At 68.4% G+C, this 19,915-nt stretch carries 19 protein-coding genes; 5 read left to right on the top strand and 14 right to left on the bottom strand.

The features are described 5' to 3' along the window. Positions 1 to 60: 60 nt before the first annotated feature. From urtE to urtA, 5 genes are all read right to left on the bottom strand, one after another. The gene (urtE, locus tag PVT71_RS21240; RefSeq protein ID WP_353474473.1) at positions 61 to 756 is read right to left on the bottom strand and encodes an urea ABC transporter ATP-binding subunit UrtE; all 696 of its coding nucleotides are present in this window, start codon (positions 754 to 756) and stop codon (positions 61 to 63) included. A 70-nt stretch (positions 757 to 826) separates the two neighbouring features. Beyond that, positions 827 to 1,567, bottom strand: coding sequence for an urea ABC transporter ATP-binding protein UrtD (urtD, locus tag PVT71_RS21245; protein WP_353474474.1), 741 nt, complete (start codon positions 1,565 to 1,567; stop codon positions 827 to 829). Then, positions 1,564 to 2,799 carry an urea ABC transporter permease subunit UrtC gene (gene urtC / locus PVT71_RS21250; protein ID WP_353474475.1) on the bottom strand — a complete coding sequence of 412 codons (1,236 nt, stop codon included), beginning with the start codon at positions 2,797 to 2,799 and terminating at the stop codon, positions 1,564 to 1,566. The genes urtD and urtC overlap by 4 nt, the downstream gene beginning before the upstream one ends. A 229-nt stretch (positions 2,800 to 3,028) precedes the next feature. Then, positions 3,029 to 4,987, bottom strand: a complete 1,959-nt coding sequence (urtB, locus tag PVT71_RS21255; protein ID WP_353474476.1) for an urea ABC transporter permease subunit UrtB — start codon at positions 4,985 to 4,987, stop codon at positions 3,029 to 3,031. 97 nt (positions 4,988 to 5,084) lie between these two features. Next, positions 5,085 to 6,374, bottom strand: a complete 1,290-nt coding sequence (gene urtA / locus PVT71_RS21260; RefSeq protein WP_353474477.1) for an urea ABC transporter substrate-binding protein — start codon at positions 6,372 to 6,374, stop codon at positions 5,085 to 5,087. Positions 6,375 to 6,844: 470 nt separating this feature from the next. Between urtA and PVT71_RS21265 the strand changes: the two genes are divergently transcribed. The 4 genes from PVT71_RS21265 (at position 6,845) to PVT71_RS21280 (ending at position 10,904) form a co-directional block, all read left to right on the top strand. Further along, positions 6,845 to 8,269: a circularly permuted type 2 ATP-grasp protein gene (locus PVT71_RS21265; protein WP_353474478.1), complete on the top strand. Its 1,425-nt coding sequence runs from the start codon at positions 6,845 to 6,847 to the stop codon at positions 8,267 to 8,269. A 4-nt stretch (positions 8,270 to 8,273) separates the two neighbouring features. Further along, positions 8,274 to 9,227, top strand: a complete 954-nt coding sequence (locus PVT71_RS21270; protein WP_353474479.1) for an alpha-E domain-containing protein — start codon at positions 8,274 to 8,276, stop codon at positions 9,225 to 9,227. Next, positions 9,224 to 10,063: a transglutaminase family protein gene (locus PVT71_RS21275; protein ID WP_353474480.1), complete on the top strand. Its 840-nt coding sequence runs from the start codon at positions 9,224 to 9,226 to the stop codon at positions 10,061 to 10,063. The genes PVT71_RS21270 and PVT71_RS21275 overlap by 4 nt, the downstream gene beginning before the upstream one ends. A gap of 118 nt (positions 10,064 to 10,181) precedes the next feature. Next, positions 10,182 to 10,904, top strand: a complete 723-nt coding sequence (locus tag PVT71_RS21280; protein WP_353474481.1) for a peptidase — start codon at positions 10,182 to 10,184, stop codon at positions 10,902 to 10,904. A gap of 87 nt (positions 10,905 to 10,991) precedes the next feature. Here PVT71_RS21280 and PVT71_RS21285 read toward each other — a convergent pair whose 3' ends face one another. The 9 genes from PVT71_RS21285 to PVT71_RS21325 all read right to left on the bottom strand — a co-directional run bounded on the left by PVT71_RS21285 (position 10,992) and on the right by PVT71_RS21325 (position 17,884). Next, complete coding sequence (locus tag PVT71_RS21285; RefSeq protein ID WP_353474482.1) at positions 10,992 to 11,516, bottom strand: chemotaxis protein CheD; 525 nt, start codon at positions 11,514 to 11,516, stop codon at positions 10,992 to 10,994. Continuing rightward, the gene (locus tag PVT71_RS21290) at positions 11,513 to 12,556 is read right to left on the bottom strand and encodes a CheB methylesterase domain-containing protein (protein WP_353474483.1); all 1,044 of its coding nucleotides are present in this window, start codon (positions 12,554 to 12,556) and stop codon (positions 11,513 to 11,515) included. The genes PVT71_RS21285 and PVT71_RS21290 overlap by 4 nt, the downstream gene beginning before the upstream one ends. 425 nt (positions 12,557 to 12,981) lie before the next feature. Beyond that, positions 12,982 to 13,362 carry a chemotaxis protein gene (locus tag PVT71_RS21295; RefSeq protein ID WP_353474484.1) on the bottom strand — a complete coding sequence of 127 codons (381 nt, stop codon included), beginning with the start codon at positions 13,360 to 13,362 and terminating at the stop codon, positions 12,982 to 12,984. Between the two features lie 3 nt (positions 13,363 to 13,365). Then, positions 13,366 to 13,752 carry a response regulator gene (locus tag PVT71_RS21300; protein ID WP_095882971.1) on the bottom strand — a complete coding sequence of 129 codons (387 nt, stop codon included), beginning with the start codon at positions 13,750 to 13,752 and terminating at the stop codon, positions 13,366 to 13,368. 9 nt (positions 13,753 to 13,761) lie between these two features. After that, the gene (locus PVT71_RS21305) at positions 13,762 to 14,628 is read right to left on the bottom strand and encodes a protein-glutamate O-methyltransferase CheR (RefSeq protein WP_353474485.1); all 867 of its coding nucleotides are present in this window, start codon (positions 14,626 to 14,628) and stop codon (positions 13,762 to 13,764) included. Further along, positions 14,625 to 15,092 (bottom strand): chemotaxis protein CheW, encoded by a 468-nt coding sequence (locus PVT71_RS21310; protein ID WP_353474486.1) that lies wholly within the window; start codon positions 15,090 to 15,092, stop codon positions 14,625 to 14,627. Before PVT71_RS21310 ends, PVT71_RS21305 begins: the two co-directional genes overlap by 4 nt. Further along, entirely contained in the window at positions 15,085 to 17,205 is a 2,121-nt protein-coding gene (locus PVT71_RS21315; RefSeq protein ID WP_353474487.1) for a chemotaxis protein CheA, read from the bottom strand. Before PVT71_RS21315 ends, PVT71_RS21310 begins: the two co-directional genes overlap by 8 nt. A gap of 2 nt (positions 17,206 to 17,207) precedes the next feature. Continuing rightward, positions 17,208 to 17,582, bottom strand: coding sequence for a response regulator (locus PVT71_RS21320; RefSeq protein ID WP_353474488.1), 375 nt, complete (start codon positions 17,580 to 17,582; stop codon positions 17,208 to 17,210). Then, complete coding sequence (locus tag PVT71_RS21325) at positions 17,579 to 17,884, bottom strand: hypothetical protein (protein ID WP_353474489.1); 306 nt, start codon at positions 17,882 to 17,884, stop codon at positions 17,579 to 17,581. Before PVT71_RS21325 ends, PVT71_RS21320 begins: the two co-directional genes overlap by 4 nt. 366 nt (positions 17,885 to 18,250) lie before the next feature. On the opposite strand from PVT71_RS21325, the gene PVT71_RS21330 reads away from it, so the two are divergent. Then, the gene (locus PVT71_RS21330; RefSeq protein ID WP_353474490.1) at positions 18,251 to 19,915 is read left to right on the top strand and encodes a thiamine pyrophosphate-dependent enzyme; all 1,665 of its coding nucleotides are present in this window, start codon (positions 18,251 to 18,253) and stop codon (positions 19,913 to 19,915) included.

Below are 19,915 nucleotides of genomic sequence, written 5' to 3' on the forward strand. Positions count from 1 at the left end.
GTCACACCGCTTCAGGGAGCGACAAGCGCGCGTGACGCCAGTGAGGCGCCAGGCCCGGGATCAGATCGAGACCTTCTCCAGCAGCGCCTCGCGGTCGATCTCGCCGGCGCGGCCGGAGAGCGACACCGCGCCCCGGGTCACCGCATAGAAGCTGTCGGCCAGCCCCCAGGTGAAGTCGAAATACTGCTCGACCAGCACCACGGCCATGTCGCCCTGGTCGCGCAGCTGCGCGATGACCCGGCCGATCTGCTGGATGATGTTGGGCTGGATGCCCTCGGTCGGCTCGTCGAGCAGCAGCACGCGCGGCCGGGTGATCAGCGCGCGGGCGATGGCGAGCTGCTGCTGCTGCCCGCCCGAGAGATCGCCGCCGCGGCGGTGCAGGAAGTCCTTGAGGATCGGGAAGAGCTCGAAGATATGCGCCGGCACGCCGCGCTCGGAGCGCTCGAGGCAGGCAAAGCCGGACTCGAGGTTCTCCTGCACGGTCATCAGCGGGAAGATCTCGCGCCCCTGCGGCACGTAGGCGATGCCCGCCCGCGCCGCCTGGTAGGCGCCGAGGTGATCGAGCGGCGCGCCGTCGAGGCTGATCGTCCCGGCCGAGTAGGGGTGGCGCCCGGCGATGGCCTTCAGCAGCGAGGTCTTGCCGACGCCGTTGGTGCCCATCACCGCGGTGACCTTGCCCGGCTCCGCCTCGAGGCTGATCCCGTGCAGGATCTGGCTCTGCCCGTAGTGCAGGGTGAGGTTGTCGACCTTCAGCATCTCCGGCCCTCCATCGCAAATTCCTTCGAAGGAATTAGCAACTCTCTTCGAAGAGAGTTGCGCATCCCCGTCATCGTCCCAGGTAGACGTCGATGACGTCCTGGTTGGCGGTCACGTGATCGAGCGAGCCCTCGGCCAGCACCGAGCCCTCGCAGAGCACCGTCACCTTGCAGTCGAGCCGGCGCACGAATTCCATGTCGTGCTCGACCACCACCACCGCGTGTTTCGAGGCCGCGCGGCGCAAGAGGTCGGTGGTGTGCTCGCGCTCGGCCGGGGTCATGCCCGCGGCGGGCTCGTCGACCAGCAGCAGGCGCGGGTCCTGCGCCAGCAACATGCCGATCTCGAGCCATTGCTTCTGGCCGTGGCTGAGCTCGCCCGAGATCCGCCCGAGCTGGTCCGAGAGGCCGATCTCCTCGGCGATGGCCTCGATCCGCTCGGCGCCCTTGCGGCTCTTGCGGTGCAGGAGCACGTCGAAGGGGCCGCGCTTGTTCTTCAGCGCCATGGCGAGGTTCTCGCGCACGGTCTGCGCCTCGAACACGGTCGGCTTCTGGAACTTGCGCCCGACGCCGGCGCGGGCGATCTGGCTCTCGCTCATCTTCAGAAGCGAGACGGACTTCTCGCCCCAGAGCACGCGGCCCTCGTCGGGGCGGGTCTTGCCGGTGATGATGTCCATGAAGGTGGTCTTGCCGGCGCCGTTCGGGCCGATGATGGCGCGCAGCTCGGGCTCGCCGATGCGGAAGGAAAGGTTGTTGATCGCCTTGAACCCGTCGAAGCTGACGGAGACGCCGGACATCTCGAGCAGGGTGTTCATTTCTCTTCCTCCCCTTCGACGGTGCGCCGCGCGCCCTGGTCCGGGCCGAAATCGCCGACGCGCTCGGGCACCGGGTGGCGGCGGCTGAAGAGATCGAAGATCCCGCCGATGCCCTTGGGTGCCAGCAGCGTCACCGCGACGAAGCTGAGGCCCAGCAGCACCAGCCACCAGTCGACCCAGTTGATCGTGTAGAAACCGAGGTTGATGTTGGGCGCGCCGCCGCCGGTGAACCAGCTCGACAGGAGCGAGACCACCGCCGCGCCTAGCGCCGCGCCGTAGAGCCGGCCGCGTCCGCCGATGGCGACCCAGACCGCGAGGTAGATCGAGGCGATGGGCGCGATCTCGGCCGGGTTGATGATCCCCGCCTGCGGGTAGTAGAGCGCGCCGGCGAGCCCCGAGACCACGCCGGTGAGGGCGAAGATGAAGAGCTTGTAGCTCTCCACGTGGTAGCCGAGGAAGCGCACGCGGTTCTCGTTGTCGCGGATGCCGCGGATCACCGAGCCCATCTTGCCCGAGACCACCCAGGCAAAGAGCAGGTAGCCGAGGCCGAGCGCCGCCGCCGAGGCCCAGAAGAACCAGATCGAGATCGTCGCCTGCGGCACCGCGTCCAGCCCCGGCAGGTTCTGCAGCCCCGACAGCCCGTTGTTGCCGCGCAGCCCGGCCTCGTTCTGGAAGAGGTAGAGCGAGAGCGCCAGCGTCATCGCCTGCGTCAGGATCGACAGGTAGACGCCGGTGACCCGGCTGCGGAAGGCGAGCCAGCCGAAGACCAGCGCGAGGATGCCCGGCACCACCACCACCATGGCAAGCTGCAGCGGGAAGCTGTGGGCAAAGCCCCAGAGCCAAGGGAAATCCGCGCTGCCGACCACGCCGAAGATCTGCTGGCCGATGGCGTCGTGGATCTCCTCGGGGGTGGGCGGGATCGGCGCGGCGCGCAGGCTCTCGGCGATGATGAGCTCGGTGCGCGCGTACATCAGCCACATGCCGATCATGTAGCCGCCAAGCCCGAAGAAGGCCATGTGGCCGAGGCTGAGGATGCCGGTGTAGCCCCAGACCACGTCCATCGCCACGGCGACGAGCATCAGGCAGAGCGTCTTTCCGAGCGTCTTGACGAAGGAGGTCGAGAGGAACCCCGTGCCGGTCGCCGGCGCCAGCACCGTGACCAGCAGCACGAAGAGCGCGAGCGCCAGCAGGAACCAGGCGACGGACCTGTTCTGCGCGAAGAAGCTGCTCATGCGGTGGCTCCTTTGGCGAGGGTATTGAGGGGGCTCCGCCCGCGGGTTGGTGTCAGGGGGCTCCGCCCCCGAGCCGCTGCGCGGCTCTCCCCCGGGATATTTGCAACATGTGGAAGCGCGGGACGTGGACGCTTGTGGCGGGGTGCGGCTTTCATCTTTCCGCAAATACTCCCGCCGGAGGCGTCTGCGTGCGCCGCGAAGCAGGGGAGGCTGGTCATCGGGCTCATGGTCAGTCTCCCGCCGCGCGGCCCTTGAGGGCGACGATGCCCTTGGGACGGAACTGGATGAAGAGGATGATGAAGAGGATCATGTAGGTCTGCGCCGCCAGCGTGTTGCTGGGGTTCAGCCACTCGATGCCTTTCTGCAGGATGCCGATCAGCGCGGCGCCGGCGAGGGTGCCCCAGACGTTGCCGACGCCGCCCACGACCACGGTCATGAAGCTCTGCACGATGTAGTTGGCGCCCATCTCGGAGGTGACCTGCGCGTAGAGGCCGATGGCGATCCCGGCGATGCCGGCAATCCCCGAGCCGAGGCCGAAGGTCAGCATGTTGATCTTGTCGGGGTTGATGCCCATCGAGGCGGCCATGCCGGGGTTCTGGGTGACCGCGCGGACCTCGAGCCCGATGCGGGTGCGGTTGAGGATGAACAGGATCAGGCACAGGAAGACCAGCGCCAGCACGAAGATCGCGATGCGGATGTTGGCGATGCCGGCGACGTCGTTGATGATCCACGCCCCGTCGAGCCAGTGCGGCGAGGTGAGCGGGCGGGCCTGGGTGCCGAAGATGTTCTTGGCCAGCTGCTGCAGCGCGATCGAGATGCCGAAGGTGGCGAGCAGCGTCTCGAGCGGGCGGTGGTAGAGCCAGCGGATCACCAGCCGCTCCATCGCCACCCCGGCGGCGAAGGTGATGGCGAAGGCCAGCGGCAGGGCGACGATGAGCGACAGCGTGTAGTCGGGGATGATCTGCTGCACCACGTAGCCGGTGTAGGCGCCCATCATGATGAACTCGCCATGCGCCATGTTGATCACCCCCATGACGCCGAAGGTGATGGCAAGGCCGATGGCGGCGAGGAAGTAGATCGAGGCGAGCGACAGCGAGTCGAGGCCGAAGTCCACCGCCTGCCAGAGGCCGACGCGGGTGCGCACGCTGGTCAGCGCCTGCTTGGCGGCATCGGTGATGGCGGCGTCGGGCTCGGTATATTCCTCGTAGAAGACGTGGGAGGCGAGGGCGGCCTTGCGGTCCTCCTCGGTGACGCGGGCGGGCACGGTGCCGGCCTCGGCGAGCGCGGCATAGGCGCGGGCGCGCCCGGCCTCGGAGCCGAGCTGGCCGAGCGGCACGCCGCCGACGGCGCCCTCCGCGAGGTTGGCGGTGAGCGCGGCCTTGATCTGCTCGCGGCTCTGCACCGGCTGGGCGAGGCCCGCGTCGACGAGCCGGGCATAGGCCTCGGCCTCGGTGAGGTCCTTGCCGGGCTTCAGCACGCGGGCGATGTTGGCGCCTGCGGGCAGGGTCTCGGCGACGCCGGCGCGCGAGGTGAGGATCTGGTTGAGCACCGCGCGCACGTCGACGCTGAGCTCGGACGAGAGCGCGCCGATCGCGGCGATGCGGTCCTCGGGCGTGGCGCCGAAGCTGGCGGTGAGCATGCCGTCGAGGCGCTTCTTGCGGGCCAGAACGCCGGGGTCCTCCTCGGTCTCGATCGAGGCGCGCAGCGGCTCGATCTGGTCGGCGGAGGGGCTGCGGGCGATGGCGTCGAGCGCGGCGAGGCGGCTCGCGACATTGGGATCGGAGAGCTGGAACTGCACCAGCGCGGTGCTGATCGTGCGGCGCACGCCGCCGTTGGGGCGGATCTGCTCGATGTCGGCGGCGGGGGCGGTGCCGGCGGGCGCGCCGGTGACGATGTCGGTCAGCGCGTAGTCGCCGCCGTCCTTCTTGGCATAGAAGAACTGGCCGTCGGAACGGCGCTGGTAGACCTCGCGGTCGGCCCAGTTCTGCAGGAAGGCCGGCACGGCCGCGTCGCCCGAGGCGACCAGCGCGCCGATCAGCTCGTCCACCGTCTGGCGGCCGGGCTTGGCGACTTCACCCGCGTGTTGCTGGAGGATCGCCTTGAGCCCGGTGTCCTGCGCGAGCACCGCGGCGGGCGAGGTGATCAGGCAGAGCAGGAGCGCAAGGGCGGAGAGAAGCGCGCGCGGCATGGACGGCCCCCGGAACAGAGTACGGTCTTTTGATAAGTCGGATAAGGCGAGGCGGGCGCGCCGGTGTCCCGCGCGCCCGCCGTCCTGGGATGTCAGCTCAGTAGTTCGACTGAAGCTGCACGCAGGTCTTGGTCTCGGTGTTGTACATGCCGCAGTTCAGGTCCTTCCAGTCGGACTCGAGCACGGCGGACTCGGGCAGGTAGTCGGTCCATGCATCGCCCGGGACCGGCTCGGTCGAGGAGATGATGTCGAACTGGCCGTCGGCGCGGATCTCGCCGATCAGCACCGGCTTCGAGAGGTGGTGGTTCACGCCCATCTTGGCGGTGCCGCCGGTCAGGTTCGGGAACTCCTGGCCCCACATGTGCTCGCGCACGGCGTCGACGTCGGTGGTGCCGGCCTCGGTCACCGCGTTCACCCACATGTTGAAGCCGATGTAATGGGCTTCCATCGGGTCGTTGGTCACGCGCTTCTCGTCGCCGATGAAGGCGTGCCATTCCTTGATGAACGCGGCATTGGCTTCGCCCTCGGCGGACATGAAGTAGTTCCACGCGGCGAGGTGGCCGACGAGGTTCGAGGTGTCGAGGCCCGAGAGCTCTTCCTCACCCACCGAGAAGGCGACGACGGGGATGTCGTCGGCCGAGACGCCCTGAGCCGCGAGTTCCTTGTAGAAGCCGATGTTGGCGTCGCCGTTGATCGTCGAGATCACGCCGACCTGCTTGCCGTCGGCGCCGAGCGCCTTGACGTCCGACACGATGGTCGACCAGTCGGAGTGGCCGAAGGGGGTGTAGTTGACGAAGATGTCCTCTTCGGCGATGCCCTTCGACTTGAGGTAAGCCTCGAGGATGCGGTTCGTGGTGCGCGGGTAGACGTAGTCGGTGCCGAGCAGCGCGAACTTCTCGACGCCGAGCTCGTCGAGGAAGTAGTCGGTGGCCGGGATCGCCTGCTGGTTCGGGGCGGCGCCGGTGTAGAAGACGTTCTTCGAGCTTTCCTCACCCTCGTACTGCACCGGGTAGAAGTAGAGCGCGTTGAGCTCCTCGATGACCGGCAGCACCGCCTTGCGCGAGGCCGAGGTCCAGGAGCCGAAGATCACGTCGACCTTGTCGTTGGAGATCAGCTCGCGCGCCTTCTCGGCGAAGAGCGGCCAGTCGGAGGCGGGGTCCTTCACCACGGCTTCGAGCTGGCAGCCGAGCAGGCCGCCGGCCTTGTTCTGCTTGTCGATCAGCATCAGCATGGTGTCTTTCAGAGTGGTCTCGGAAATCGCCATGGTGCCGGAGAGCGAGTGCAGCACGCCCACCTTGATCGGGCAATCCGCGGCCTGTGCCGAAACGGCGCCCGCGGAGATCATGGCGAGGGCCGCCACGCTGGAAAATTTCATTGCTTTGATCATGTTCAACATCCCTAGAGAGCAGGGTCAGGGCTCCGCGCAGGTCGGCTCTGGTGGCCGGCGATCTGGGCGGGTCCTCCTCCGCTTCGATTATTGTTGTGCCGCAGGCGGCTGCCCTCTTGAGCTTGGTCCGCCGCGGCTCCCCGTTGGCACGCCGCAACCCGGCGCTACCTTCGGATAACGGAGCCGTGACGGGCCGCCACGTGCTTTCCACCGCGGATCAGCGCGCCCGAAGGGGCTGCCTGTTTCGCGGGCGGACCTTTGGTCAAACGTCTAAAAAACGGGCGAAATATATGAGGAATCGGGGCCCTATCTGGCTAAACTGGGGCGAATGCCCAACAGATCAGATTCGTGACGGCTGATTTGCCGAATTTTTGGGCAGCAAAAATGGGGTGAATATCTATTTTCCACGCGGGGGGCTTTTCCTCCGCTCGCGAAAAAGAGAACGTGAGCCTCAGAGCAAAGGGATTGTCATGAGCGCCACGAAGCCAGCGATTTTCAATGAGATGTTGAACGGCGAGCAGGTCCGCTCGGCGTATCGGAACCTGGAGAAATGGTATCGGTCGATGCCGGCCGAATTGCGAAGCCTGAAGCAGAACGAGGCAGAGGCGCTGTTCCGGCGGGTCGGGATCACCTTCGCCGTCTACGGCGAGGGTGGGGATCCCGAGCGGCTGATCCCCTTCGACATGTTCCCGCGGGTGATGACCGCCGAGGAATGGCGCAAGCTCGACCGCGGCGTGCGCCAGCGGGCGGCGGCGCTGAACGCCTTTCTCGCCGATGTCTACGACCGCCGCGAGATCATCCGCGCCGGCCGCATCCCCGAGCACCTGGTGACCAACAACGAGGCCTTCGAGAAGGCCGCCATCGGCTTCCGCCCGCCGCGCGGCGTGTTCAGCCACATCGTCGGCGTCGACCTCGTGCGCACCGGGCCCGACCAGTTCTACGTGCTCGAAGACAACTGCCGCACGCCCTCGGGCGTCAGCTACATGCTGCAGAACCGCGAGATCATGATGCGCATGTTCCCGCAACTCTTCATGGAAAGCCGCATCCGCCCGGTCGACGGTTATGCCGGGCTGCTGAAGAAGACGCTCGCGTCCGTGGCGCCGCAGAAATGCCAGGGCGAGCCCAATATCGTCATCCTCACCCCGGGCCATTTCAACTCGGCCTATTACGAGCACAGCTTCCTTGCCGACCTGATGGGCGTCGAACTGGTCGAGGGGCAGGATCTCTTCGTCGAGGGCGATTTCGTCTGGATGAAGACCACCGAGGGCCCGCGCAAGGTCGACGTGATCTACCGCCGGATCGACGATGCCTTCATCGACCCGCTCTGCTTCCGTCCCGACTCGATGCTGGGCGTTCCGGGGCTGATGAGCGTCTACCGCTCGGGCGGCGTCACCATCTGCTCGGCCCCCGGCGCGGGCGTGGCCGACGACAAGGCGATCTACACCTACGTGCCCGAGATGATCCGCTTCTACCTCGGCGAGGAGCCGATCCTCGAGAACGTGCCGACCTGGCAATGCGCCAAGCCCGACGACTGCAAGTACGTGCTCGAGAACCTTTCCGAGCTGGTGGTCAAGGAAGTGCACGGCTCGGGCGGCTACGGCATGCTGGTGGGTCCGAAATCCGACAAGTCGACCATCGAATCCTTTGCCGCCAAGATCCGCAAGAACCCCGACAATTACATCGCCCAGCCGACGCTGGCGCTGTCGGCCTGTCCGACCTTCGTCGAGGAGGGGATCGCGCCGCGCCACGTCGATTTGCGGCCCTACTGCCTCGTCGGAGAGACCATCGAGCTGGTGCCGGGCGGGCTGACCCGCGTGGCGCTGAAGGAAGGCTCGCTGGTGGTGAACTCGTCGCAGGGCGGCGGGGTCAAGGACACCTGGGTATTGGCGGAGTGACGAGATGCTGAGCCGGACTGCAGATCACCTTTACTGGATGGCGCGCTACATCGAACGCGCCGAGACCACCGCCCGCCTGCTGGAAGTGGGGGCGCGCAACGCGCTGCTGCCCAATGCCACGGGCGGCTACCGCAACGACTGGGAGGCCGTGCTCCAGGCCAAGGGCACGCTCGAGCCCTTCCTCGAGAAATACCGCGACACCAACCATCGCAACATCGAGACCTGGCTGTTCTTCGATTCCGAGAACCCGTCCTCGGTCTATTCCTGCCTCTCGGCGGCGCGCGAGAACGCCCGCGTGGTGCGCACCGCGCTGACCGCGCCGGTCTGGGACGCGATCAACGGCGCCTTCCAGGAGCTGCAGCAGCTGCACCGCACCGAGCGCAGCAAGCTGATGGTCACCGACCTGACGGAATGGACGCTGCGCGCCTGCCAACTGATCCGCGGCGCCTTCATGTCGACGCAGCTGCGCAACGACGGCTACGACTTCTCGGGCATCGGCACGACCATCGAGCGCGCCGACAACACCGCGCGGCTGATCGACGTGAAATACTACGTGCTGCTGCCCTCGGCGAGCTACGTCGGCTCCGGCCTCGACCAGAGCCAGTGGGCGCTGCTGCTGCAGTCGATGACCGCGCAGCGCGCCTTCAACTGGAGCTACCAGGGCGAGATCACCGCGGCCAAGATCGCCGACCTGCTGATCCTCAACCGCCGCTTCCCGCGCTCGCTGCGCGCCTGCGTCCAGTGGTACTGCGAGCACCTCGACAATCTTGCCGAGAACTACCACACTGGCACGGCGGCGCAGGAGGTGGCGCACAAGCTGCTGGACGATCTGCGTGCGGCGACCGTCGAGGAGATTTTCGAGGAGGGGCTGCACGAATTCCTCGCGCGCTTCATGGCACGCAACGCCGAGGTCGCGACCACGGTGCACGAGGTCTACCTGAGCGGAATGCCGGCATGAGACTTTCGATCCGACACATCACCCGCTACCGCTTCGACGAGCCGGTGCGCGGCATCGTGCAATCGCAGAAGCTCTGGCCGGCGGACAGCGCCAGCCAGCGCATCCTGTCCTGGACCGTCACCTCGCAGGGGGCGCAGACCGGGGCCGAGTTCATCGACGGCGCCGGCGACATGATCCGCCTCGCCACCTGGCGCGGCCCGCTCACCGAGCTGACCGTCGAGGTGGAGGGCGAGGTCGAGACCTCCGACCTCTACGGCGTGCTGCGCGACCACCGCGAGCGCATTCCGCCCTCGGCCTACCTGCGCGCAACCCGCCAGACCGAGGCCGACGCCGAGCTGAAGATGCTCTCGGCCCTCGCGCTCAAGGGCATGGAAAGCGCCAGCGCGCTCGACCGGGCCCATGCGCTCAGCCGCGCCGTCTCGGGCGCCATCGCATACAAGCCCGGCGAGACCGAGCCGCACACCACCGCGGCCGAGGCGCTCTCGGGCGGGGTCGGCGTGTGCCAGGACCACGCCCACGCGCTGATCTCGGTGGCCCACGCGGCCGAGATGCCGGCGCGCTACGTCACCGGCTACCTGCAGGCCAGCGAGGACGGATCGCCGCACGAGGCGAGCCACGCCTGGGCCGAGATCTGGGTGCCGGGGCTAAGCTGGGTGGGCTTCGATGCGGCGAACGAATGCTGCCCCGACGCGCGCTACGTGCGGCTCGGCTCGGGTTACGACGCGCTCGACGCCGCGCCGATCCGCGGGCTGGTGCAGGGGGCGACGCCGCAGGAGCATCTCGAGGTCGAGGTGATGGTCAGCACGGTGCAATCGGGCCAGCAGCAACAGCAGTGAGCGCGGCGGGCGATCCCGCGCGCGCCGGGCCGCGACCCTATCCCTTCGTGCAGGATTGCCGGGGCAGGGGCGCGGCGGTATACCGGTGCGTTGCCAATCGGAAGGGACCAGGGGACAGATGACCTATTGCGTGGGATTGCTGCTGGATGCGGGCGTCGTGCTGCTGTCCGACACGCGCACCAATGCCGGGCTCGACAACATCGCGACCTATCGCAAGATGTTCCTGTTCGAGAAGCAGGGCGACCGCGCCATCGGCATCATGACCGCGGGCTCGCTGTCGATCACCCAGACCGTCATCGCGCGCCTGACCGAGGCCAACGAGGACCCGGACTCGGACCGCGCGATCCTGCGCGCGCCGGGCATGCTGCAGGTGGCCGAGATCGTCGGCGCCACCCTGTCGGACGTGACCTCCGAGGTCGCGTCCAAGATGGAGCGGATGAACCAGAGCGCCTCGGCCTCGATGATCGTCGCCGGCCAGCGCAAGGGCGGCCCGATGCGCATGTTCCTCGTCTACCCCGAGGGGAATTTCATCGAGGCGACGCCCGACACGCCCTTCCTGCAGATCGGCGAGCACAAATACGGCAAGCCGATCCTCGACAGGGTGATCTCGGCCGGCACGACCTTGGCGGATGCCGAGAAGGCGGTGCTGCTGTCGATGGATTCCACCCTGCGCTCGAACCTCAGCGTCGGCATGCCACTCGACTTCGCGGTGATCGAGCGCGACGCGCTGGCGGTTACCCGGCGGCGGCGCATTGATCCCTCGGACGAGGCCTTCCAGAAGATGAGCCACGACTGGTCCGAGGCGCTGCGCAACGCCTTTGCCCAGATCGACCCGATCTGACGCCACGGAGCTGATCCCGCACGCCTGATCCCGCATGCCTGGTCCTGTGCGCGGTGAGCCTGGCGCAGGTCGCGCCCTGCGCCGGGCTCAAAACAGGGTGATCTCGGTCTGCGGCGGTTTCGGCGGAGTGATCGGCGCCACCGCCTCGATCTCGCCGGGGACGATGAATTGCCGCACCCGCCCGTCCGCCGGCCAGAAGCGGATGCGCCGGGCCGAGCAGCCGCCGGTGCTTTCCGAGGCGAGCGGGATCGCCTCGTTTTGCAGGAATTCCTTGGCAAAGGCGACGTTCGACCCGCCGATGTCGCGCAGCTGGCTGAGCATGTTCGCCCCTCCGAAGAGCTTGGCGACCAGCCGGTTCTTGCGCGCGCCGCATTTCAGCAGCCCGTTGATCAGCAGTTCCATCGAATAGGCGCCGTAGCGCACGTTCTCGCCCTCCTTTCCCGCCCGCTGCGGCAGCAGGAAATGGTTCATCCCGCCCACCCGCGCCTCGACATCGGTCAGGCACACGGCGACGCAGGAGCCGAGCACGGTCGACAGCACCTCGATCGGCGAGGTCGAGATCCGGTATTCGCCCTGGATCACGTTCACCAGCTTCTCTGCGGCATCGCTCATCTTGCGGTCATCCTTCCATGGGCTGTGGCAGCCGGGCTCGCGCAGGCCTGCAGCAGGGCCGGGCCGATCTTCGGCAGCGGCAGGCTGGTCTCGACCGCGCCGAGATCGCGCGCGGCGCGGGGCATGCCGTAAACGATGCAGCTCGCCTCGTCCTGCGCGAAGGTGGTCGCGCCCGCGTCGCGCAGCGCCTTGAGCCCCTGCGCGCCGTCGCGACCCATGCCGGTCAGCAACGCGGCCACGGCGCGCGGCGCGCCGGGCAGGGCGGAGGTGAAGAGCGCGTCGACCGAGGGCATGTGCCCCGAGATCGGCTCGCCCGCGCGCAGCGCGATCTTCATTGGGCTGCCGCCCGCGAGGTGCAGGTGCGCCCGGCTTCCCGCGGCGATCACCACTTGGCCGTGATCGACCCGCGCGCCGTCCACCGCGGGCCGCACCTGCGCGGCGCATTGCCGGTCCAGGAGTCGCGTCAGGCTTTCGCCGAAGCCGCCGCCGGTGTGCTGCACGATGAAGGTGGGCGGGCAGTCGGGGGGGAAGACCGAAAGCACGGTCAGCAGCGCGTCGACCCCGCCGGTCGAGGCGCCGAGCAGGATGAAGCGGTTGCTGCGCGGCCCGCCAGCGGAGGCCGGCGCGGTCGGGAGGGGCGCCGCGGGCGCCCCGCGGCGGCGCGTCGTGCGGGTCAGCGAGCGCAGCGTGCCGACAAGCTCGTCGGGCGGCACCTCGGGGTCGATCGCGAAGAGGTCGGAGCGCTTGTCCCAGGGACTCGCCGCGGCGGCCTGGCCGGGCGCGCTGCGGGTCTTGATCACCAGCCAGCGCACGTCGAGCGCGGCAAAGAGCGCGCGCATGACCTCGAATTCCGGCAGCATCGCCAGCCGTTCGGCGATCAGCACGGCCATGGGCTCTTGCTCCTCGACGGCGGTATAGGTCGTCATGAGGTCATGGGTCTCGCAGGTCAGATCGACGAAGCCCGAGGCCCGCAACCCCGCCGCAAGCTGTCGCCGCAGGCCCAGGTCCGGGTGGGCGAGGATCAGGGATATCATCGACATCGGTCCTTTCCGTCTTGGCCTGTGTTTCCAGCCTGTCTCGCTGGCCTGCATTCCCGGATTGCCGCGCCGGCAGGAAGGCGCGGGGCGGTCCGGGGCCGCCTGCCGGCGAGCGATGCGCCCTGGGTATTGCCGCACGCGCCATTCCAGCGAGCGCCACGATTGCCTTTCTCGTTGGCGGAGCCTGCGCAGGCCCTTTGAACCTGTGCCGCACCGCATGACGGGCCTTGGAACTGGCGGTCCGAGCCGCGCGCGATACGGGGGTGTCACCGCGGATCCGCTGACCCCTGGAGCGGCCGTGTCCCGCAGGCACCGTCGCGAAGCCTGTCTCCTCGCGGCCGGACCCCGCGTTGCGCCGGCTCCCGGGGCTCCCGATCAGCGCCGCTTGCCCGTCATCGAGGGGGTTGAGCCCGGTCCGCCGGCAGGGATCAAAACAGCTCGGGGACATTCGGCTCGAGCCCATCGCCCTGCGTCCCGCCGAGCCGCCGCGCGAGGTCGCGCAGCGGGATGACCGACAGCGCCTCGCGCAGGTCGAGCGCCCTCTCGCCATCCAGCAACCTCGCGAGCCTTTCCACGTATCCGGCGAGCGCATCCGTGGACTGCGCCAGCATGTCGAGTTCCTGGAATGCGGTGATCGCCACCGAGCCGAGGCGCGAGTCGGCGTTGCCCGAATAGATGTGTTCCATGCCGTGCTCGAGCCGCTCGAGCCGCTGCTGCAGGTGCCTTATCTCGCGGGACAGCAGCCATGTCGCCTCGTTGGCGGTGATGGGTGCGGACGCCGGGGCGCGGGGGGCGGTCGGGGCGGTCATGGCTCACAGCTTTCCGACGACGCTTTCGATGCATTGCTTCATCGCAAGGGAGGTGAAGGGCTTCTTGATCATGTTGTTGAGGCCGAGCTGCTTGGCCTGGGCGACCATGTCGGGCGTCGGCTTGCCGGTGACGAGGATGAAGCCGATCTTCTGCGTCGCTCTGTTCTGCCGCACGGCTTTCAGCAGGGCCAGGCCGTCCATGTTGGGCATATTGAAATCCGACAGCACGAGGTGCACGGGACTGCCCGCCATCCGGGCCAGCGCCTTGCTGCCGTCGTTCTCGGTGAGGTAGTTCTTGATGCCGATCTCGTCGAGCGCCTGGGTTATCAGCCCGCGGCTCGTGGCCATGTCGTCGACCACCATGATGCGCAGCGAATCCTTCAAACTCATCTCGATCTCCTAGCTGGGCTGTGCGGGGCCCGGCAGGGCACGCTTGCGGTAGGTGGTGACCCCGGCGGTAGTGAATTCGGCCAGGGCAGGGCCGGAGAGCCGCTCGGAATGGCCGATGAACAGGAACCCCCCGGCGCGGAGCTTGGCGGTGAAGCGGGACCAGAGGCGCTGCTGCGTCTCCTGGTCGAAATAGATCGCCACGTTGCGGCAGAAGATCGCGTCGAACGGTCCGTTGAAGGGCCAGTCGCAGATGAGGTTGAGCTCGGCAAAACTGATCAGTGCCCGCAGGTCGGGGCCGGTTTCCAGCGAGTCCGCGTCGTCCCGAGCCGCGCGCAGCCAGCGCTGGCGGAACTCGGCGGGCACGGTCTCGCAGTCCTCCGGCGGGTATATTCCGCGGCGCGCGCGGCGCAGGATCGCGGGGTCGATGTCGGTTGCGAGGATGCGCAGGTCACGCGTCCCGGGCGGCAGCCCGTCGAGCAGGGTCATGGCGATGGAGAAGGGTTCCTGCCCCGAGGAACACCCCGCGGACCAGATGCGGATGCGCCTCTGGCCGGCGAGTTCCGGGATCAGCACGCTGCGCAGCGTCTCGAAATGGTGCTTCTCGCGGAAGAAGCTGGTGACATTGGTGGTGAGCGCCGAGACCAATTCAAGCCGCTCCGCGCCCTCGCCCTCCTTGTCGAGCAGGGACATGTAGTCGCGAAACGTGGCGAGCCCCCGCGCGCGCAGGCGGCGCGCAAGCCGGGAATAGACGAGGGGCTTCTTGCTGGTGGCCAGGCTCAGCCCGAACTCGGCCCGGGCAAGGCGGGCCAGCGCCTCGAAATCCGCGTCCGTGAAGGCGAACTCTCCCGGAAGGGCATCGGCGGCAGCCAGGCTCATGCGGCGGCGCCCCCTTCCTGGTCGAGCACCGCGTCGAGATTGACGACGCGCACCATGGAATCCCCGACCGAGATCACCCCGAGGATCGCTTGGCGGGCTGCGTCGGACTTCATGTCGGGGGTCTCCTGGATCGACGACTTGGCGACCGAGAGGATCTCGGACACGGATTCCACCAGGAGGCCAATGGTCGTGCCGTTCGCCGCCGCGACGATCACCACGTTGCGCTCGTTGTCCGGGGTCACGCCGAGGCCGAAGCGCGCGGAGAGGTCGAAGATCGGGATCACCGCGCCGCGCAGGTTCATCACCCCCAGCACGTCGTCCGGCGTGTGCGGCAGCTTGGTTACCGGGGTCCAGCGCCGTATCTCGCGTATCTGCATGATTTCAAGGCAGAAACTTTGGTTTCCAGCCGAGAAGGTGATGAATTCGAACTGGGTTTCGGTGGGTCCCTCGTTGGCGTCAAGCATGGTGAAGCTCCAGTTTCGGGGGGGTTATCGCGGGGAAATAGGGGGCGGCGGGCTGCAGCTTCACCACCTCTTCGGGATCGAGGATCAGGGCGATCTTGCCGTCTCCGAGGATGGTCGCGGCCGAGACGCCGGGGATGGCGGCATAGTTGCTCTCGAGGCTCTTGATGACGACCTGGCGCTGGTCGTGGATCGCCTCGACCCGCAGTGCGGTGAGACCCTGGCTCTCGGTGCTGACCAGAAGGAGCACGCCCTCGCCGGCCTCCTTGCGCGCCGAGGCGAGGCCGAGGTTGAAGGCCACGTCCACCACCGGCACGTAGGCGCCGCGCACGAGGATCACCACGCCCTTGGTCCCGACCGCGTGCAGGTCGCGCTGGCTGGGACGGATCGTCTCGATGATCGAGGCGATGGGGATCACCATGGTCTGGTCGGCGACCGAGATGACGAACCCGTCCATGACCGCAAGGGTCAGCGGCAGCACGATGGTGAAGGTGGTGCCGGCGCCCGGGCTCGAGGCGATCGACACGCGCCCGCCGAGCGCGGCGACGGCGTTCTTCACCACGTCCATGCCGACGCCGCGCCCGGAGAGGTTGGAAACCTCGCTGGCGGTGGAGAAGCCGGGCAGGAAGAGCAGGTTGTCGATCTCGGATTCGGAAAGTTCCGCCTCGGGAAGGACGAGCCCCTTCTCGATCGCCTTCTCGAGGATGCGGGCACGGTTAAGCCCGGCGCCGTCATCGCCGATCTCGATGAAGACGCTGCCGGAGCGGTGGGAGGCGGAGAGGCGGATCGTCCCGATCGCCTCCTTGCCGGCGGCGGCGCGGACATCGGATTTCTCGAGCCCGTGGTCGACGGCATTGCGCACCATGTGGGTCAGCGGATCGGCGAGCCGCTCGATCACCGTCTTGTCGACCTCGGTCGAATCGCCGACCGTGACCAGCCGCGCCTTCTTGCCGGTTGCCTCGGCAGCCTCGCGGACGATGCGCGACATGCGCTGGAAGAGCGGTTTCACCGGCTGGGCGCGGATCGCCATGACCCCTTCCTGGATGTCGCGGGCCAGCAGCTTGTAGGCCTCGAGCTCGTTGGTGAGATGGGCGACGGCAGGGAGCTCCAGCTCCTCGATGCGCTGCGAGATCATCGCCTGGTTGATGATCAGCTCGCCCACCGTGTTGATCAGCCGGTCGACCCGTTCGAGATCGACGCGCAGGGTCGGGCGCGGGCCGCGGGCCTCGCCGCGTTGCGCGTCGGCGCGCAGCTCCGCCGCGTCGCTGGCGGCAGCGGGCTCGTCGAAATCCAACGGGGCCGGCGGCGGGGCGAGGCCGGGAAGGTCGGGCGGCGGCGCGAGCGGGGATGGCTTCAGGCCGTCGTGCTCGCGGATGTCGAGTTCGCAGAGCGATTCGACGAATTCGAAGATCTCGTGCAGCACGGTCTCGGGCTCCGAGGTCTCGAGCCGCAGCGTCCAGGCCAGCACCGCGCCATTGGGATCGAAGGCGTCAAACTCCGGAAGGCCGGAGAGATCGGCGGTGGCGCGCAACTCGCCGAGCTCGGCCAGCGCGTCGAAGAGCAGCAGCGGCTCGTGGCCGTTGGCGTAGAGCGCCGGGCTCGGCTTGAAGCGGATGTGGAAGCTGCGCAGCGCGGCTTCCTCGCCGTCCGCGTCCCCGTCCTCGGCGATCTCGACCGGGGCCGCGCCGAAGTCGAGCGTGACCGCGTCGAAGCTGAAACTCTCGTCCTTGTCCGCCTCGCCGAGGTAGCCGTCGAGCTCCTTGAGGATCGCCGCCTCGGACTCGGCGTTGGGCTCGCGCTCGTCGCGCGCGGCTTCGACCAGGTCGGCGAGCTGGTCGCCGGAGCGGTGGAAGAGGTGCATCAGCGGCTCGGTGACCTTCAGCTCCTGGCTGCGCACCTTGTCCATCACCGTCTCGAAGGTGTGGGCAAAGCTCACCAGCCGGTCGAGCGCGAAGGCCCCGGCGCCGCCCTTGATCGAGTGCACGGCGCGGAACACGGCATTGACCACGTCCATGTCGTCGGGGTCCTGCTCCATCGAGGAGAGCCCCTCGACCAGGGCCTCGAGCAGCTCTTCGCATTCTTCGAAAAACGTGTCGCGGATGGAATTTCTCGACATGGCTACACCATATGTCCCGTGAGGCGGCGCAGGACCGAGACCAGCGACGCGTCGTCGAAAGGTTTCACGATCCAGCCGGTGGCCCCGGCCTCGCGCGCGCGGGTCTTGAGATCGGCGCCGCTCTCGGTGGTCAGCACGATGATCGGAACGGTGGTCCGGTTGGGGCCGCTGCGCAGCGTCTCGATCACGCCGAACCCGTCCATGTTGGGCATGTTGATGTCGGTGATCACCACGTCGGGCTCGACCTCGGCGAACTGCTCGACCCCCTCGACGCCGTCGCAGGCCGAGTGGAACTCGAAGCCCGCACCTTCGAGCGAGATGCGCAGCAGGTTGCGGATCGTGCGCGAATCGTCGATCGCAAGGACCTTGGTCGTCATTGCAGTGCCTCCTCTCGGGTGCCGTCGCCGTCGCGATCGAACTGCATGGCCGGCACGCCGAGCCGTTCCAGCCCGGCGCGGAAGCTCTCGGTGATGTCGGCGAGGGTGAAGGGCAGCTGCTCGGCCCGCCACTGCTTCTGCGCCACGAGCAGGATCTGCAGCCGGTGGGCATCGAGCCGCAGCACGTCGCGGACCGAAATCGACACGGGCATGTGCCGGGCGCCGAGCAGGAAGGGCACGAGAGGGTCTTCGCCATTACGGTTGCGCCCCGGATCGAGCACATGGCTGTGAAGCTCTGTCATCGCGAGTTCAGTCCTTTGCCACAGGAGAGCGGGGGCGGCCCGCGGGGTCTGCGCCGCCGGTCGCCGTCTGGTCGTCGAGCCGTCGTCCCCGGGCCGGCGCCGAGGCCGGGCGAGCGTGCCGCGGCACGCCGTGCAGGTTCCGGCAGCATGGCCGATGCGGCGGTGGCCGCGGCCATGTCCGGGCGGGATTGCGGCCTGCAGGGCGGCTCCCGGGACGGGATCGAGAACTACAGGGGGGGTCTTAACAAAGCGTTCCGGGCGGCAGGAATTCTTGCCCCGGCGCGCCGCGTGCCCGGCCACGGCTTGCATCCCCCAATCCCAGCGCGCACAACTCCGGCAACGCACTCTGGCAGGGAGCAGAAGAAGATGCGCAACGGCGGCAGACTGGTGGTGGAATGCCTGATGGCCCTTGGGGCGACGCGGGCCTTCGGGGTGCCGGGAGAGAGCTACCTCGCGGTGCTCGACGCGATGCACGACACCGGCGGCAGGCTCGATTTCGTGCTCTGCCGGCAGGAGGGGGGCGCGGCCTTCATGGCGGCGGCGCATGGCAAGCTGACCGGCAGCCCGGGGATCTGCATGGTGACCCGCGGGCCGGGCGCGACCAATGCCGCGATCGGCGTGCACACGGCGATGCAGGACAGCGTTCCGATGATCCTGCTGGTCGGGCAGGTCGCCACCGGCATGAAGGAGCGCGAGGCCTTCCAGGAGGTCGACTACCGCGCCGTCTTCGGCACCATGGCGAAATGGGCGACCGAGATCGAGCAGGTCGAGCGCATCCCCGAGGTGCTCTCGCGCGCCTGGATCACCGCCACCACCGGCCGGCCCGGCCCGGTGGTCGTGGCGCTGCCCGAGGACGTGCTGATGGCGCTGACCGATGTGCCGCCGCTTGCCGGTCCGGCGAAGGTCCACGCCGCCGAGCCCGCCGCCGAGGCGGTGCTCGAGGCGACCGCGCTGCTGCAGCACGCCGAGCGCCCGCTGATCGTGATCGGCGGCGCCGAGTGGACCGGCCCCGCGCGCGCCGCGCTGCAGGGCTTCGCCGAGGCCTCGGACATCCCGATCATCACCTCGTTCCGCTATCAGGACCAGGTCGACAGCGCCTGCGCCTGCTTCTGCGGCGACGCGGGCGTGGGCATGACGGCGGGGGTGAAGGCGCTCTTGCGGGATGCCGACGTGGTGCTGGCGCTGGGGACGCGCTTCGGCGAGAACATGACCGACGGCTACACGCTGCTGCAGGTGCCTCAGCCGAGGCAGAAGATCATCCACGTCCACGCCTCGGACCGCGAGATCGGCAAGGTCTACCAGCCCGCGCTCGGCATCCATGCCGACCCGGGCCGCTTCGTGTTGGCGCTGCCGGCGAAGGTGGCGGGCAACTGGAAGGCCTGGCGGTCGGAGGCGCGGGCGGCCTATCTCGGCTTCATCGACAACGCCCCGGCGCAGCCCGGCCCGGTCGACATGGTGGCGGTCTGCAAGCACATGCGCGGCGTGCTCGGCAGCGATGTGGTGCTGACCAACGGCGCGGGCAACTTCACCGTCTGGCCGACGCGCTTCTTCCGCTTCCGCCCGGGGATGCGCCTGCTCGCGCCGCAGTCGGGCGCCATGGGCTACGGCGTGCCGGCGGCCATCGCGGCCAAGCTGGCGCGGCCCGAGGCGACGGTGATCTGCTTCGCCGGGGACGGTGATTTCCAGATGAACGGGCAGGAGCTCTCGTCGGCGCGGCAGGCCGGCGCGGCGGTGATCGTGCTGGTGCTCAACAACGGCACCTACGGCACGATCCGCGCCCACCAGGAGCGCGAGTTCCCCGAGCGGGTCAGCGGCACGACGATCGTGAACCCCGATTTCGCGGCGCTCGGGCGGGCTTACGGCCTGCACGGCGAGCACGTGACGCGCACCGCCGAGTTCGCCGCCGCCTTCGAGCGCGCGCTGGCGGCGCCGCATGGCGCGGTGCTCGAGCTCGACATCGCCGCCGAGGCGCTTACCCCCTACCGCACGCTTTCCGAGATCCGGGCCGGGGGGCTGGCGGCGAAGGGCTGA

It is taken from the genome of Salipiger sp. H15 (assembly GCF_040409955.1).
Classification (GTDB): domain Bacteria; phylum Pseudomonadota; class Alphaproteobacteria; order Rhodobacterales; family Rhodobacteraceae; genus Salipiger.

What these genes read in the sequence shown, in the direction of transcription:
- urtE (WP_353474473.1), bottom strand. Translation starts at nt 756, where the DNA reads ATGCTGAAGGTCGACAACCTCACCCTGCACTACGGGCAGAGCCAGATC.
- urtD (WP_353474474.1), bottom strand. Translation starts at nt 1,567, where the DNA reads ATGAACACCCTGCTCGAGATGTCCGGCGTCTCCGTCAGCTTCGACGGG.
- urtC (WP_353474475.1), bottom strand. Translation starts at nt 2,799, where the DNA reads ATGAGCAGCTTCTTCGCGCAGAACAGGTCCGTCGCCTGGTTCCTGCTG.
- urtB (WP_353474476.1), bottom strand. Translation starts at nt 4,987, where the DNA reads ATGCCGCGCGCGCTTCTCTCCGCCCTTGCGCTCCTGCTCTGCCTGATC.
- urtA (WP_353474477.1), bottom strand. Translation starts at nt 6,374, where the DNA reads ATGATCAAAGCAATGAAATTTTCCAGCGTGGCGGCCCTCGCCATGATC.
- PVT71_RS21265 (WP_353474478.1), top strand. Translation starts at nt 6,845, where the DNA reads ATGAGCGCCACGAAGCCAGCGATTTTCAATGAGATGTTGAACGGCGAG.
- PVT71_RS21270 (WP_353474479.1), top strand. Translation starts at nt 8,274, where the DNA reads ATGCTGAGCCGGACTGCAGATCACCTTTACTGGATGGCGCGCTACATC.
- PVT71_RS21275 (WP_353474480.1), top strand. Translation starts at nt 9,224, where the DNA reads ATGAGACTTTCGATCCGACACATCACCCGCTACCGCTTCGACGAGCCG.
- PVT71_RS21280 (WP_353474481.1), top strand. Translation starts at nt 10,182, where the DNA reads ATGACCTATTGCGTGGGATTGCTGCTGGATGCGGGCGTCGTGCTGCTG.
- PVT71_RS21285 (WP_353474482.1), bottom strand. Translation starts at nt 11,516, where the DNA reads ATGAGCGATGCCGCAGAGAAGCTGGTGAACGTGATCCAGGGCGAATAC.
- PVT71_RS21290 (WP_353474483.1), bottom strand. Translation starts at nt 12,556, where the DNA reads ATGTCGATGATATCCCTGATCCTCGCCCACCCGGACCTGGGCCTGCGG.
- PVT71_RS21295 (WP_353474484.1), bottom strand. Translation starts at nt 13,362, where the DNA reads ATGACCGCCCCGACCGCCCCCCGCGCCCCGGCGTCCGCACCCATCACC.
- PVT71_RS21300 (WP_095882971.1), bottom strand. Translation starts at nt 13,752, where the DNA reads ATGAGTTTGAAGGATTCGCTGCGCATCATGGTGGTCGACGACATGGCC.
- PVT71_RS21305 (WP_353474485.1), bottom strand. Translation starts at nt 14,628, where the DNA reads ATGAGCCTGGCTGCCGCCGATGCCCTTCCGGGAGAGTTCGCCTTCACG.
- PVT71_RS21310 (WP_353474486.1), bottom strand. Translation starts at nt 15,092, where the DNA reads ATGCTTGACGCCAACGAGGGACCCACCGAAACCCAGTTCGAATTCATC.
- PVT71_RS21315 (WP_353474487.1), bottom strand. Translation starts at nt 17,205, where the DNA reads ATGTCGAGAAATTCCATCCGCGACACGTTTTTCGAAGAATGCGAAGAG.
- PVT71_RS21320 (WP_353474488.1), bottom strand. Translation starts at nt 17,582, where the DNA reads ATGACGACCAAGGTCCTTGCGATCGACGATTCGCGCACGATCCGCAAC.
- PVT71_RS21325 (WP_353474489.1), bottom strand. Translation starts at nt 17,884, where the DNA reads ATGACAGAGCTTCACAGCCATGTGCTCGATCCGGGGCGCAACCGTAAT.
- PVT71_RS21330 (WP_353474490.1), top strand. Translation starts at nt 18,251, where the DNA reads ATGCGCAACGGCGGCAGACTGGTGGTGGAATGCCTGATGGCCCTTGGG.